General features: G+C 40.5%; 17 protein-coding genes. 16 read left to right on the top strand and 1 reads right to left on the bottom strand.

Features of this window, described 5'->3' with window-relative positions; all coding sequences use genetic code 11:
- Nucleotides 1-366: 366 nt before the first annotated feature.
- The 12 genes from nifK to HWQ42_RS32445 all read left to right on the top strand — a co-directional run bounded on the left by nifK (nt 367) and on the right by HWQ42_RS32445 (nt 9,437).
- Nucleotides 367-1,902 carry a nitrogenase molybdenum-iron protein subunit beta gene (gene nifK, locus HWQ42_RS32390; protein WP_292819415.1) on the top strand — a complete coding sequence of 512 codons (1,536 nt, stop codon included), beginning with the start codon at nt 367-369 and terminating at the stop codon, nt 1,900-1,902.
- A 194-nt stretch (nt 1,903-2,096) separates the two neighbouring features.
- Complete coding sequence (locus HWQ42_RS32395) at nt 2,097-2,444, top strand: Mo-dependent nitrogenase C-terminal domain-containing protein (RefSeq protein WP_292819418.1); 348 nt, start codon at nt 2,097-2,099, stop codon at nt 2,442-2,444.
- 162 nt (nt 2,445-2,606) lie between these two features.
- Nucleotides 2,607-3,989, top strand: coding sequence for a nitrogenase iron-molybdenum cofactor biosynthesis protein NifE (nifE, locus tag HWQ42_RS32400; protein ID WP_292819421.1), 1,383 nt, complete (start codon nt 2,607-2,609; stop codon nt 3,987-3,989).
- Between the two features lie 160 nt (nt 3,990-4,149).
- The gene (gene nifN / locus HWQ42_RS32405; protein ID WP_292819423.1) at nt 4,150-5,487 is read left to right on the top strand and encodes a nitrogenase iron-molybdenum cofactor biosynthesis protein NifN; all 1,338 of its coding nucleotides are present in this window, start codon (nt 4,150-4,152) and stop codon (nt 5,485-5,487) included.
- 255 nt (nt 5,488-5,742) lie between these two features.
- Nucleotides 5,743-6,156 carry a nitrogen fixation protein NifX gene (nifX, locus tag HWQ42_RS32410; RefSeq protein ID WP_292819426.1) on the top strand — a complete coding sequence of 138 codons (414 nt, stop codon included), beginning with the start codon at nt 5,743-5,745 and terminating at the stop codon, nt 6,154-6,156.
- The gene (locus HWQ42_RS32415) at nt 6,153-6,629 is read left to right on the top strand and encodes a NifX-associated nitrogen fixation protein (protein ID WP_118163723.1); all 477 of its coding nucleotides are present in this window, start codon (nt 6,153-6,155) and stop codon (nt 6,627-6,629) included. Before nifX ends, HWQ42_RS32415 begins: the two co-directional genes overlap by 4 nt.
- Before the next feature lie 84 nt (nt 6,630-6,713).
- Nucleotides 6,714-6,914: a CCE_0567 family metalloprotein gene (locus HWQ42_RS32420; protein ID WP_185580868.1), complete on the top strand. Its 201-nt coding sequence runs from the start codon at nt 6,714-6,716 to the stop codon at nt 6,912-6,914.
- Complete coding sequence (gene nifW, locus HWQ42_RS32425) at nt 6,911-7,228, top strand: nitrogenase-stabilizing/protective protein NifW (RefSeq protein WP_193947837.1); 318 nt, start codon at nt 6,911-6,913, stop codon at nt 7,226-7,228. Before HWQ42_RS32420 ends, nifW begins: the two co-directional genes overlap by 4 nt.
- Before the next feature lie 10 nt (nt 7,229-7,238).
- The gene (locus HWQ42_RS32430; protein ID WP_292819436.1) at nt 7,239-8,042 is read left to right on the top strand and encodes a HesA/MoeB/ThiF family protein; all 804 of its coding nucleotides are present in this window, start codon (nt 7,239-7,241) and stop codon (nt 8,040-8,042) included.
- 125 nt (nt 8,043-8,167) lie between these two features.
- Nucleotides 8,168-8,539 carry an iron-sulfur cluster assembly accessory protein gene (locus HWQ42_RS32435; protein WP_094327427.1) on the top strand — a complete coding sequence of 124 codons (372 nt, stop codon included), beginning with the start codon at nt 8,168-8,170 and terminating at the stop codon, nt 8,537-8,539.
- A 234-nt stretch (nt 8,540-8,773) separates the two neighbouring features.
- A complete protein-coding gene (locus HWQ42_RS32440; protein ID WP_185580871.1) occupies nt 8,774-9,073 on the top strand; it encodes a 2Fe-2S iron-sulfur cluster-binding protein in 300 nt (99 codons plus the stop codon).
- A 103-nt stretch (nt 9,074-9,176) separates the two neighbouring features.
- Entirely contained in the window at nt 9,177-9,437 is a 261-nt protein-coding gene (locus HWQ42_RS32445) for a FeoA family protein (RefSeq protein ID WP_292819440.1), read from the top strand.
- 234 nt (nt 9,438-9,671) lie between these two features.
- On the opposite strand, the gene HWQ42_RS32450 is transcribed toward HWQ42_RS32445, so the two are convergent.
- The gene (locus tag HWQ42_RS32450; protein ID WP_292739764.1) at nt 9,672-9,881 is read right to left on the bottom strand and encodes a molybdopterin-binding protein; all 210 of its coding nucleotides are present in this window, start codon (nt 9,879-9,881) and stop codon (nt 9,672-9,674) included.
- A 323-nt stretch (nt 9,882-10,204) separates the two neighbouring features.
- Here HWQ42_RS32450 and HWQ42_RS32455 point away from each other — a divergent pair, with 323 nt between their 5' ends.
- From HWQ42_RS32455 to HWQ42_RS32470, 4 genes are all read left to right on the top strand, one after another.
- Nucleotides 10,205-11,086, top strand: coding sequence for an AAA family ATPase (locus tag HWQ42_RS32455; RefSeq protein ID WP_292819443.1), 882 nt, complete (start codon nt 10,205-10,207; stop codon nt 11,084-11,086).
- Nucleotides 11,087-11,121: 35 nt separating this feature from the next.
- Nucleotides 11,122-12,267, top strand: a complete 1,146-nt coding sequence (gene lysS, locus HWQ42_RS32460) for a homocitrate synthase (protein ID WP_292819446.1) — start codon at nt 11,122-11,124, stop codon at nt 12,265-12,267.
- Nucleotides 12,268-12,599: 332 nt separating this feature from the next.
- Complete coding sequence (locus HWQ42_RS32465; protein ID WP_292819449.1) at nt 12,600-13,076, top strand: ankyrin repeat domain-containing protein; 477 nt, start codon at nt 12,600-12,602, stop codon at nt 13,074-13,076.
- Nucleotides 13,051-14,337, top strand: a complete 1,287-nt coding sequence (locus HWQ42_RS32470; protein ID WP_292819452.1) for a nitroreductase family protein — start codon at nt 13,051-13,053, stop codon at nt 14,335-14,337. The genes HWQ42_RS32465 and HWQ42_RS32470 overlap by 26 nt, the downstream gene beginning before the upstream one ends.
- Nucleotides 14,338-14,340 lie beyond the last annotated feature (3 nt).

The following is a 14,340-nucleotide window of genomic DNA, read 5'->3' on the forward strand; positions in this document are numbered from 1 at the left end:
GGATTACTCCGGCCCTTATCACGGTTATGACGGCTTCGCCATCTTCGCTCGTGATATGGACTTGGCACTCAATAGCCCAACCTGGTCATTAATTGGCGCTCCTTGGAATGAAAAAGCTCAGGCTAAGAAGGCTGAAGCTAAGGCTAAGGCTGCCGTCTAGGGAAATGGGAGAGAGCGATAAGTAAGGATAACCTGGGGCTAAAACCCCAGGGGGGAGTTGGGAATCCAAAATTCAAAACTGAAAAATTAAAAATTTCTTTTGATTTTTGCATTTTGAATTTTGAATCATATTTCCATCTCCCATCCCCGCCTCAAATCCTTATTTCTCAATCAGTAAAAGAATTCAGTAAGCTTGGAGATCCAGAAATGCCTCAGAATCCAGAAAAAATTCAAGATCACGTTGAGTTATTCCACCAGCCTGAGTACCAACAGCTATTTGAAAACAAAAAGCAGTTTGAAAATGGTCACGAACCCGAAGAAGTAACACGGGTTGCAGAGTGGACAAAGGGTTGGGATTATCGTGAAAAGAACTTCGCTCGTGAAGCTTTAACCGTTAACCCTGCTAAAGGTTGTCAACCACTAGGAGCAATTTTTGCTGCTGTTGGTTTTGAAGGTACTCTACCTTTCGTTCAAGGTTCTCAAGGTTGCGTTGCTTATTTCCGCACCCACTTAACCCGTCACTACAAAGAGCCATTCTCTGGTGTATCTTCTTCAATGACTGAAGATGCAGCCGTGTTTGGTGGTCTGCAAAACATGATTGACGGCTTGGCGAACTCTTACCAACTCTACAAGCCCAAGATGATCGCTGTCTGCACCACCTGTATGGCAGAAGTAATTGGTGATGACTTGCAGTCTTTCATCAACAACGCCAAGGAAGCTGGTTCAGTTCCTCAAGATTTCCCAGTACCTTACGCTCACACCCCTAGCTTTGTCGGTTCCCACATCACTGGTTACGACAACATGATGAAGGGAATTCTTTCTAACTTGACCGCAGGTCATAAGAAAGAAACCAGCAATGGTAAAATCAACTTCATCCCAGGTTTTGACACCTACGTAGGCAACAACCGCGAAATCAAGCGGATTGCTTCTTTGTTCGGCTTTGACTACACAATTCTAGCCGACAACAGCGACTACCTCGATTCACCCAACACAGGTGAGTTCGATATGTACCCAGGTGGTACAAAGCTAGAAGATGCAGAAGATTCAATCAATGCGAAAGCTACGATCGCTCTGCAAGCACACTCTACCCTCAAAACCCGCGAGTATATTGAAAAAGAGTGGAAGCAACCAACCTCAGTTTCCCGTCCTTGGGGCATTAAGGGTACTGATGAGTTCTTGATGAAACTCAGCGAATTGAGTGGTATCCCCATTCCTCAAGAATTGGAAATCGAACGCGGTCGTGCAGTTGATGCCATGACTGACTCTCACTCATGGATTCACGGCAAGCGCTTCGCTATCTACGGCGAACCAGATTTAGTATACAGCGTAGTTGGCTTTATGCTAGAAATGGGTGCTGAACCTGTGCATGTCTTGGTTCACAACAGCAACGAAGTATTTGAAGCAGAAATCAAAGAATTGCTTGCTTCTAGCCCCTTTGGTCAACATGCAACTGTTTGGCCTGGTAAAGACTTGTGGCACATGCGTTCATTGTTGTTCACCGAACCAGTAGACTTCTTAGTTGGTAACACCTACGGTAAGTACCTGTGGCGCGACACCAAGATTCCCCTCGTGAGAATCGGCTACCCCATCATGGATCGCCACCACTTACACCGCTACGCCACCATTGGTTATCAAGGTATAATCAACCTCCTCAACTGGACTGTAAACACCCTGTTTGAAGAAATCGATCGCAACACCAACATTCCTTCTAAGACAGATATTTCCTACGACTTGATTCGTTAGAAATTGCGTAGAAACACAACGTGTTAATTAAAGGGTAAAGAAGGGGAGTAGGGAATAGGGACTGGAGATTAGGGACTGGAGATTAGGGACTGGGAAAACACCCAATGCCCCATGCCCAATGCCCCATGCCCAATCCCAAATTCCCATCCCCAACTCCCCTTTTTCTTGATAGCATTTACCCAAGGAATTGATAAATGGAAACCATCAATCACACTCACGAACACACTCACACTCATCCTCATCCTAATTACCATCCACCTAACCAGAAAAAACGAGGGTGGTTCCACAATCTTCTTAATCCGTTGCGCCGTGTAGTGGATGGAATTCAGATTAAAAATAATCGCTTCGCTCATCTAATTTGCCAAACAATTCCTTGTTGTTGTCCCTTTGAGCGACAAATTAAATTATTTGGGAAGTCTATTGATATTCCACCACTATGTAAACTCAATCCTTTATATGACGAATTTGTAGGATTGCGTTTCCGCGCTCTATCTTACCTCGCTGATGTATGTGGAGAGGATGTCACAAGATACATTTGCTAATTATTGGGCATTGGTCATTGGGCATGGGGCATTGGTCATTAGTCATTGGTAGAGACGCGATTATACTCTGCGAGAAGCCGCTCTTCGAGCGTCTACGCGTCTCTACAATAGTCAATTCAAATGACAAATGACAAAGGACAATTAACAATTAAGAGAAGAGAGATGAAAAGCACCCAAGGCAAAATCAACGAGCTGCTGACTGAGACAGGATGCGAACATAATCAGCACAAACAATCCGAGAAGAAAAACAAGTCTTGCGCTCAACAGGCACAACCTGGCGCGGCTCAAGGGGGCTGCGCTTTTGATGGTGCAATGATTTCTTTAGTGCCGATCGCAGATGCAGCGCATCTAGTCCACGGGCCGATCGCCTGTGCTGGTAATTCCTGGGGCAGTCGTGGTAGTCTGTCGTCTGGCCCGCAACTCTACAAAATGGGCTTTACGACTGACTTGGGTGAAAATGATGTCATCTTCGGTGGCGAAAAGAAACTCTACAAAGCGATTCTGGAACTCAAAGAGCGCTACCAACCAGCAGCAGTATTTGTTTACGCCACTTGCGTTACAGCCTTAATTGGCGATGATATGGATGCTGTCTGCAAAGCGGCGGCTGAGAAAATTGGTATTCCTGTTGTTCCCGTCATTGCTCCAGGATTCATTGGCAGTAAAAATCTCGGCAACCGTTTTGGCGGTGAAGCTTTATTAGAATATGTTGTCGGAACAGCAGAACCGGAACATACAACGCCTTATGATATTAACTTAATCGGTGAATACAACATCGCCGGTGAAATGTGGGGAGTAACACCACTGTTAGAAAAGTTAGGCATCCGTATTTTGTCTAAAATTACGGGCGATGCTCGCTACGATGAAATTCGCTACGCCCACCGTGCCAAGCTCAACGTCATGATCTGCTCACGAGCGTTGCTGAATATGGCGAGAAAGATGGAGGAGCGTTACAACATCCCTTACATTGAAGAGTCTTTCTACGGCATCGATGATATGAATCGCTGTCTGCGAAACATCGCCGCTAAATTAGGCGATCCTGATTTACAGGAGCGGACAGAAAAGCTCATTGCAGAAGAAACGGCTGCTTTAGATTTGGCATTGGCTCCCTATCGCGCTCGACTCAAAGGTAAGCGGGTTGTTTTGTATACAGGTGGTGTTAAGAGTTGGTCGATTATCTCGGCTGCTAGAGACTTAGGCATTGAAGTTGTTGCTACCAGTACTCGGAAAAGTACTGAAGAAGATAAAGCCAAAATCAAGAAGTTGATTGGCAATGATGGCATCATGCTAGAGAAAGGCAACGCTCAAGAATTGCTACAACTGGTTAAAGACACTCGCGCAGATATGCTGATTGCTGGTGGACGTAACCAATACACGGCTTTGAAAGCTCGAATTCCTTTCCTTGACATCAACCAAGAACGCCACCATCCTTATGCAGGTTATGTGGGAATGATTGAGATGGCGCGGGAACTGTACGAAGCTCTGTATAGCCCGATTTGGGAACAAATACGCAAACCCGCTCCTTGGGAAGAAGAGGAGGAAGTTTAATGGCGATCGCAACATTCCTAGATTCCTTGGTGACAACACCAAATTCTCATCTTTTTCTCTCTGTGTACTCTGCGTACTCTGTGGTTCAAAAAAATCATTTTTCAACCGCAGAGGCGCAGAGAACGCAGAGTAAAGAGCTTCCAAGTGAGGAGGTAGTTTAATGGCGATCGTTACTGTTTCCAATAAATCACTGACAGTCAATCCCCTCAAGCAAAGTCAAGCTTTGGGCGCAACCTTAGCCTTTTTGGGATTGAAAGGGACAATGCCCTTATTCCACGGTTCTCAAGGTTGTACTGCTTTTGCTAAAGTTGTCCTTGTGCGGCATTTCCGGGAAGCGATTCCTTTAGCTACCACAGCGATGACGGAAGTCACAACTATTTTGGGTGGTGAAGAGAATGTGGAGCAAGCAATTCTGACTCTGGTAGAAAAAGCTAACCCAGAAATTATTGGTTTATGTAGTACTGGGTTAACGGAAACTAGAGGCGATGACATTGAAGGATTTCTTAAGGAAATCCGCGATCGCCATCCCGAATTGAATGATTTAGCGATCGTTTTTGCACCTACCCCAGATTTTAAAGGTGCGTTGCAAGATGGTTTTGCCGTTGCTGTGGAAAGCATAGTTAAGGAAATTCCTCGCGCGGGTGGACTCAGAACTGAACAAGTCACCGTTTTGGCGGGTTCTGCTTTCACACCTGGGGATGTACAGGAAATCAAAGAGATAGTCACGTCCTTTGGATTAGTGCCGATCTTTGTACCTGACCTTGGCGCTTCTCTAGATGGACATTTAGAGGATAATTATAGTGCGGTTACAGTCAGTGGAACTACCTTAAAACAGCTACGAGAAGTAGGTAGTTCTGCCTTTACCCTGGCATTGGGTGAAAGTATGCGGGGGGCTGCCAAGATTCTGGAAGAACGCTTTGGCACACCTTATGAGGTGTTTGGCGAACTGACAGGATTAGAACCAGTAGATGAGTTTATCCAAGCATTGGCGATTCTGAGCGGTAATAGCGTACCCGAAAAATACCGCCGCCAACGTCGTCAGTTGCAAGATGCGATGCTGGACACCCACTTTTACTTCGGTGCAAAACGAGTTTCCTTAGCACTGGAACCAGATTTGTTGTGGTCAACAGTGCATTTCCTGCAATCGATGGGGGCGCAAATTCATGCGGCGGTGACAACCACGCGATCGCACCTCTTAGAAAAACTCCCAGTTAAAAGCATTACCATCGGCGACTTAGAAGACTTTGAGAGTCTAGCGGGTGGTTCAGATTTGCTGATTGGTAACTCGAATGTGGGTGCGATCGCAAAACGCCTCTCGATTCCTCTTTATCGTCTAGGATTGCCCATTTATGACCGTTTAGGTAATGGTCAATTTACCAAAGTTGGCTATCGAGGCACGATGGAACTTTTGTTTGGCATAGGCAACCTGTTTTTAGAGGCAGAAGAAGCGAGAGTTAAACAGTTCCAAGAGTTCGGAATTGTGAGCGCTGAGTTTTGAATTCTTCTTCAAGAATTCAGAAGTCAGAATTCAGAATTCAGAATGCTTTTCAGAAAGAGTAAAACCTGCCACTGATGGTTTCCCTTTGGCGTTTCCGTAGGGAAAACCACTAAATATGCAGATTTAGTTCTTACTCCTGAATTCTGAACGGTAGTTGCTCTACTTGGGGAGACCCCAAGACCGCACTACCTCCTCCTGACTCCTGAATTCCTTCTTCCCAATTCAAAATTCAAAACTTTAGAGAGGAGAATTACAATGAAAATAGCCTTCACGACGAGTGACCGAGTTCATATTAATGCTCACTTCGGATGGGCAAAAATGATTGATGTTTACGAAATTACCGATGAGGGATATCACTTCGTAGAAACCCTCAATTTTGAAGGTGAACTCAAGGAAGATGGTAATGAAGATAAAATCAACCCAAAACTTGAAGCAATAGGCGACTGTACGATTGTTTACGTAACAGCAATTGGTGGTAGCGCCGCCGCTCGGTTAATCAAGAAAGGTGTCACCCCAGTGAAGGCGCGATCGGAAGAAGAAGAAATTAGTGAAGTGCTAAATAAGCTAGTAAAAACCCTCAAAGGTAATCCTCCACCTTGGTTGCGTAAAGCTTTGCAGCCAAAAACCACAAACTTTGCTGATGAAATTGAAGACGAAGCAACAGTATGACCGCAAATAATAGTGTTAACGGAACCGCTACAACTGAAGTCTTGAACTCGCCTTTTCTTAAGGTATTAATCAAACAAATCCGTGGTCAAGACAGCTATGGAGTTTATCGTACTTGGTCGGATGAGTTGATTCTCAAACCCTTTATTGTCACCAAACAAAAGAAACGGGAAATCTCCGTTGAGGGCGAAGTTGATGCGGTGACTCAAGCCCGGATTATGGCATTTTTTCGGGCTGTAGCGGCTGGGATTGAACAAGAAACAGGTTTGATATCCCAGGTTGTAGTTGATTTGAGTCATGAAGGATTTGGCTGGGCGCTAGTTTTTTCTGGTCGTCTTTTGCTAGCTGTGAAAACCTTGCGAGATGCTCATCGCTTTGGCTTTGACTCGCTAGAGAAATTAGCAGAAGAGGGAGAAAACTACGTCAAAAAAGGTCTTGATTTGGCGAAACGCTTTCCTGAAGTTGGCAAAATTTAATTAGTCATTAGTCATTGGTCATTGGTCATTAGTAAAAGACACATGACTAATGACAAAAGGTGAAGGACGAAGGACGAAGGACAAATGACAATTGAGGAACTACAGGGACAAATCAGACGCCTCAACAGCAAAGCAGGTCAAATGAAAATGGATCTGCATGATTTAGCTGAAGGTCTGCCAACAGATTATACACAACTTATGGATGTTGCCGCTGCAACTTATGAAATCTATCGCCAGTTAGATGAACTTAAGCAACATCTGAAACAATTGGAGAATGCTAAATGACTGGAACTATTGATGAATTCAAGAAGCTCGTAGATGCAGAAGAATTTTTTCAATTCTTTAATATGTCCTACGACTTAGAAGTTGTGAATGTGCATCGTCTACATATTCTGAAAAAGTTTTCTCAACATATGCAGGAAATTGATGATAATTCTCCTGACTTGAGTCAAGAAGAGAAATTAAATCAATATTCTTTGGCTTTGCAAAAAGCTTATCAGTTATTTACCGAATCGACAGCTTACGAACAAAAGCTGTTCAAAGTGTTTAACGACAAGCCGAAAAATGTAGTCACACTGACAGAAATCACTTCTGATTAGGAGGTATAAATTGGTTAACCTGACGCCTACCGAATTAGAACGCTATCGTCGCCAAATGATGCTTCCAAATTTTGGCGAAACAGCACAGAAACGCCTGAAGTCAGCAACAGTTTTGGTTACAGGTGTGGGGGGATTAGGCGGTACGGCGGCGCTTTACTTAGCAGTAGCAGGCGTTGGGCGGCTAATCTTAGTCCGGGGTGGTGATTTGCGGCAAGATGATATGAATCGTCAGGTTCTCATGACTGATGATTGGGTAGGTAAGCCAAGGGTATTCAAAGCTAAAGAAACTCTGGATGCGATTAATCCTGATGTCCAAGTGGAAGCTGTTCATGATTACATCACCCCGGAAAATGTAGATTCGTTAGTGCAGTCGGCTGATATGGCTCTTGATTGCGCCCACAACTTTACAGAGCGCAATTTGTTAAATGAAGCCTGTGTGCGATCGCGTAAGCCAATGGTGGAAGCCGCAATGAATGGGATGGAGGCTTACCTGACGACGATTATTCCTGGTGTGACTCCTTGTTTATCCTGTCTGTTTCCAGAAAAGCCTGATTGGGATCAGCGCGGCTTTTCAGTTATAGGCGCTGTTTCTGGGACACTAGCTTGTCTAACGGCGTTGGAAGCGATCAAGCTGATCACCGGGTTTAGTCAGCCTCTATTGTCGCAATTGCTGACAATTGACTTGAATCGGATGGAATTTGCTAAACGCCGTTCTCACCGCGATCGCTCTTGTCCAGTATGCGGCAATAGTGCGCCTTGGAGACACGCGCAATCCAATTCGATGGAACCCACAGGTATTGCACAAAATACTTAATTTTGTCATTGGTCATTAGTCATTGGTCATTAGTGAATAACAAAAAACAACTGACAAATGACAAAGGACAAATGACAACCCCACCTGAAATCAGAACAACTAATCGCTACAAATCAGGAGACTTAATGGCTGTTATTTTATCAGAAAAAGCAGAATTTCATCTGCGGGCATTCCTCAAAGGTTCCGCACCCGATGCTAATGGCGCAACTAAAGGTGTCCGCATCTCGGTAAAAGATGGTGGTTGCAGTGGCTATGAATATGCGATCGATATCACCAGCAAACCCCAACCAGATGATTTAGTAAGTCAGCAAGGCAAAGTACTGGTTTACGTTGATGCCAAAAGTGCGCCGTTATTAGACGGAGTTATCGTTGACTTCGTTGAAGGTGTGATGGAAAGCGGTTTTAAATTTATCAACCCCAATGCAACTGATACCTGCGGTTGTGGAAAGTCCTTTAAAACAGACGACGGTACGCCTACTGGTGTACCTTGTAGCTAAAGCTAACATCATTTCGTTAGTGCTAAGTCAATTGTAGAGATTTCCCATAGACACACTCCGCAGAGTTTCAATGCTCTTGAGGTAGCTTCTAGTTCGCTTTGCATCCCTTAACCCTATAGAGAAGCTGACTAAACTTAGCATCTCTGCAAGAAGAAGGGAAGCAAAAAGTAGGATAGGTTGCTCAAAAACTTCAGAAATTACACCAACTGTATAACGTTTGAGGAGAATCGGAAAATGGCTTCCTACCAAGTTAGATTAATCAACAAAAAAGAAGACCTCGATACCACAATTGAAGTTGAAGAAGATACCACCATCTTAGAAGCAGCAGAAGAAAATGGGATTGAGTTGCCCTTTTCATGTCATGCAGGATCTTGCTCTAGCTGTGTAGGTAAGGTTGTTGAAGGTGAAGTTAATCAAGAAGATCAAAACTTCCTGGATGATGATCAGGTTTCTAAAGGATATGCTCTACTTTGTGTAACTTATCCTCGTTCTAATTGCACAATTAAGACACATCAAGAAGCATATCTAGTCTAAACTAGACTTTGGTTGCTGCCTTAAGTAACCAAAGAAAAAATGAAGGATGAAGGATGAAAATATACTTCCTTCTTCCTTTCACAATTTCTAATTTATAATTAAAATGTTTACAAATTTTAGTGTTACTGGCTGTTCATTAGAATTATTGAGAACGGGAGAGCGAGGAATCGTAGTTTTCTGTAAAAGCCAGGATAAAATCATTTTGGAAAAGCTTATATCAATGGGAATAGTAACAGGAACTCATATCACTTTAAAACAACGCGTTCCCTCTATAATTATCAATATTGAAAACATAGATTTTTTCCTAGACTTAGAAAGCGCCCGAACTATTTATGTTCGCATTACTGATAGTTCCATTAATTAACCTTGATGTATAGCCTTACCTAATTATTTCTGAAAAATAAAATATCCGAATTTTTAAATAAGTCGGGTATCTATGATTTTCAATTTGTAAAAATCTAATATGATTGCTCTAATTACGCTGCATTAAGCTACTGCACTCTTTTTATAACTACTTATAGGAGTTAGTCACTAAATTCTATAATTGCAATTTAATATGAACAATAGAGTGGCTTGCAAAAGAAGCCAACTCTATTTTTTAATCAATAGCAACTATCACATCTGATGATTTAATCACAGCATAAGCCTGCTTACCTTCTGCAAGTGATAGCTTTTCTGCTGATGATTTTGTGATGATTGACACTAGCTCTACTCCTGGCGCTAGTTCTAAAGTTATTTCAGTATTAACTGAACCATGTACAACTTTTTTGACAGTACCTTTAAGAGAATTACGAGCGCTAATTTCCATGTTTTTACTTCGCTAATTTGAACTATTTATACTTTAGTAAGTTAGCAACTTTTGATTTTAAAAACACCTTTTTTTAAGATATCTTAATAATTGTGAAATAATCCTCATTTACTTAACAGTGTTACATCTGCTTTAAGAGCATTACAAAAATGGGTGGGGCGGTCATTTTCTGCAAAAAGTAATATAAAACAATATAAGACAACTAACTATTGATGGATATTATCATCAATTTAATATTTAATAAGCTATTCACTTATGTGTAAATACTGAGGTTATAACGTATTTACGTATTTATAATAACTAAAATAAAAGAGGTTCATATTGTGTACGATCGAGTTAATACAACAAGGCCAAATCTATTTTTTGAACAATTAAGTCCCGTTGTAGGTGTAGGATTTCCTGTTCCTAAAGACTGGTTGCCAATAACAAGTTTTCCCTTGCTAATTATAGTAGGTATGACTGGCGTGGGAAAAAGCACAATCACAAAAGCGTTGGTTGAAGAAGGCTTGGATTTCACACTTTTACCTAATCGTCGTATTTTAACCGAACGCATAATAATTGCGCCAATGTTAAAAATACAAGAGAAACTCGTGCAACCTCATTGTCGGATTAAACGCCTAACTTATACTCGCCTTTATCGAGAATACTTTCCTGGTGGAATGGGTCATATTTTAGCTTCGCTACACCTTAATCCACAAGAAGTCAACTCTATGTTAGTTTTCGATAGTTTGCGTGGTGAAAATGAGGTTCGCTATGCAGCTAGAGCTTTAAAAAATGCTAAATTTGTAATGTTGACTGCACCAAATACAGTGCGTTTAGAGAGACTTTTGAAACGTCATGATTCTTTTGATTGGATTGCTAGTCAAGAGTTAGATGATAATAGGCAAACTCTCCCAGAAGCACTGACAAACTTTGCTAGCTTGGGCGTACCAGAGGCTTCTGCTTATTTTACTGCTAAAGAAGAACAAGAAATCTTAGAACTTGTAAAAAAACAAGTTGTTACAGGTGTAGAATTGCGGGAGAAACTAAAAATATTTGTCGAAGAGAGTCAGAACTATGATTCGGTTCCTACGAAACAGGTTTTAGAAGCGATGGATACAAGCGATCGCTCTCTTATAATTGATACTATAGATAGTCCCCAAGAATCAGCCAAAGCAATTATTTCTCGATTATGCAAATCTGCTAATATAAAAACTAATAAGTAAATATTCTTAGTAAGAAGTAGCACAAGGATTGCTCAATGTCGCTATCTGAATTTGCAATTGTAGAAAGTACTCTCCGTGAAGGTGAACAATTCGTCAAAGCCAATTTTTCTTCAGATGATAAAGTCGAAATTGCTGAAGCCCTTGCTGCATTTGGAGTGGAATATATAGAGTTAACGTCACCAATTGCTTCACCTCAGTCTAGACAAGACTGTGAACGATTAGCTAGGTTAGGCTTGCCATCCAAAATATTAACTCACATTCGCTGTCACTTAGAAGATGCTAAAGTCGCTTTAGCGACAGGCGTCGCTGGGATTAATTTAACTATTGGTAGTTCTTCTTTGATGCGTCAGTTCAGTCATGGTAAAAATATTAATCAAATTATTGATTTAGCATCTGAAGTTTTAACTTTTATTCATCAACAAGCCCCCGATATTGAGTTACGGTTTTCGGCTGAGGATTCGTCACGCACTTCCATAGAAGATTTAATTACAATTTATTCGGAGATTGAAAAGTTAGGAGTTGTCAAACGCATAGGAATTGCCGATACAGTAGGAATTATTACGCCAATGCAAATATTTGAATTAGTGAAGACTTTGCGCCAGTTCACTAATTTAGATATTGAGTTTCACGGTCATAATGATACAGAATGTGCAAATGCTAACAGTTATACAGCACTGGAAGCAGGAGCAACTCATATTGATACTTGTGTTCTGGGTATTGGTGAACGCAATGGTATTACCTCACTAGCTGCATTCATCGCTAGGTTGTATTCTACAAATCCAGAGCAGATTAAGTCTAAATATCGCTTGGAAGAACTTGGTTACTTGCATGAATTAGTTGCGAGAAAAGTTGGAGTTTCTATTCCTTTTAACCACTGTATTTTTGGGGAAAGTGCTTTTAGTCATAAAGCTGGCATTCATACTAAAGCTATGCTTAATAATTCGGAGACTTATGAAGCTATTAATCCCCGGAGTTTTGGTGTAACGCGCTCAATTTTAATCAATCATAAATTGGCTGGGAAACAAGCGGTTAATCACCGAGCTAATGAATTAGGACTTTCCTTTAATTTATCCCAGCTTAAAGATATTACCCATAGATTGAAAACTTTAGCTGATAACCAAAGTCTTACTATCGAAGATGTAGATAATATTTTATATTCTTATCATTGTCAGTCAAGTTGAAAATATACATACTTACTGCTTAAATACCTGACTTCTTTAAGAAGTTGGGTATTTAAATTCACCTTTATGACATATCTGCTGTTAGTCTATATTATGAAATAAAACTGTAAGAATTATTGCTTTTCCATACTTTTACAAGCTCTTTTAAGACAAATATCTGGCTATCTTTATAAATGATTCATAATTTAAACTTATGAAGTTGATAGCATATATGTAGGTTAAAAGAATTTGGATAACATTTTTCAAAAATGGTGAGTAATGCTCACCATTCTGTTTGCTAAACAAATTTATATTAGTAAATTGTCAGAAATTAAGTTAACTAAGGAATACTGATGAATCAAAACAACAGTCAAAAATTGAGTGAAGTAACAACCCAATGGCTAATAGCAAAAGGCTATAATTCTGGTGATTTAAATCAGCCGGGTGAAAATGGCGATACAGCTTTAATGAAAGCGACAAGAGAAGGAGTTTATACAGTCGTCAAAGAACTAATTGAAGCTGGTGCGGATATTAATGCTCGAAATAGCGATCGCAACAATGCTTTGTGGTTTGCTTGTTTTGGTAATCACTACGATTTAATTAATTTACTGTTGGCTCATAACATTGACATTAATAACCAAAATGATAACGGTGCAACTGTTTTAATGTACGCAGCATCAGCCGGAAAGACAGAAGTTGTCAAGTCACTTTTACAACATCATCCTAATTTATATTTAAAAAACTTAGACGATTATAAAGCGATAGATTTTGCTAGTAATGTAGAAGTCTTAAGGATAATTAAAAATGCCATCAAGTCAGATATCGGGTAAAGCCTATCATGACGCTACCAAGCATTCTTACTTATCGGTACAACTTGACCCAAATTATGTAGATGCTTCAACACAGCCATCTTCATTTAAAGTTTATCCCAAGTTTTATCGGAGAGTGAAATTAAATCTCAATAATCCTGTTCACTCTTTTATCTCGTTAACCAGTGCGATAACCCTAGAAAAAGTATATAAAGATGGCCCTTATAAATTGCGGGTGAATCCATCAGCAGGCGCTCTGTATCCTACAGAAGTTTACGTACAGGTTCGCGGTATTGAGGGAATGATAAATGGTATATACCATTTAGAAGTTGAGAATAATTGTCTAACTCTCATCTATGAATTAATTGATGATGGGTTAGAGAATTATATTATACCGGGTAAAAGTATCAACGGATTCATCTTTTTAATTAGTTGTGTTTATTATAGGTCTAGCTGGAAATATCAAAACAGAAGCATGAGATATTGCTTCTTAGATAGCGGACACCATTTAGGTGCGATCGCAGCTTCAGCTTATCTCTACAACCGAGATATACAACTAATTTTCGACTTTGATAAACTTGCTCTCAATTCAGATTTGGGATTTGAGAATAAAGAGTTTATTACTGCTTGTGCGGTGTCAGGAGAAATACAAGACAAGAAAATCAGACGCTTAAGGCTGAAAGTTCCTTTTGTCTCTGGTACTGATTATTTTGAATCGAATCAATTTATTGAAGATGCTTATCAAGCAACTACTCTACAAAAGAGTCGCCAGCAGAAATTAGAGTATCCTCAATTTGATTTTGATCGGGATAAATTTTATCAAACTGTTTGGGATAGACGTTCTATTAGACGTTTCCGGAAAGAGGCTATTTCTCAAGAAGATTATTTATATGTAGTGCAACAACTTCAGCAGTCAATACCGACAGAAAACTATGAGGAAATAGAAATTTACTCAGTGGTGCATCGAGTAAAAGGAATGACACCTGGATTATATAAAGGTACGTATCTGATTAAAGCGGGTAACTTTAGTGAAAAGACAGGTTACTTATGTATTAATCAAGCTATTGCTAGAGATGGCGCTGTAACTTTATTTTTTGTGTCAGATTATTTAAATTATCAAACTGCTATGCAAATAGCTGGTTTTCTGGGACAGAGACTTTATTTAACTAGTAATTATTTGGGAATTCAGTGTAGTGGAATTGGTGCGTATTATGATGACGAAACCCAAGAATTATTAGAAACAAATAAAGATGTACTTTATGGAATGGTGATTGGAATATAAGCA

Origin of the sequence: Nostoc sp. JL23, assembly GCF_017115065.1 — a bacterium.
Lineage (GTDB): Bacteria > Cyanobacteriota > Cyanobacteriia > Cyanobacteriales > Nostocaceae > Nostoc > Nostoc punctiforme_A.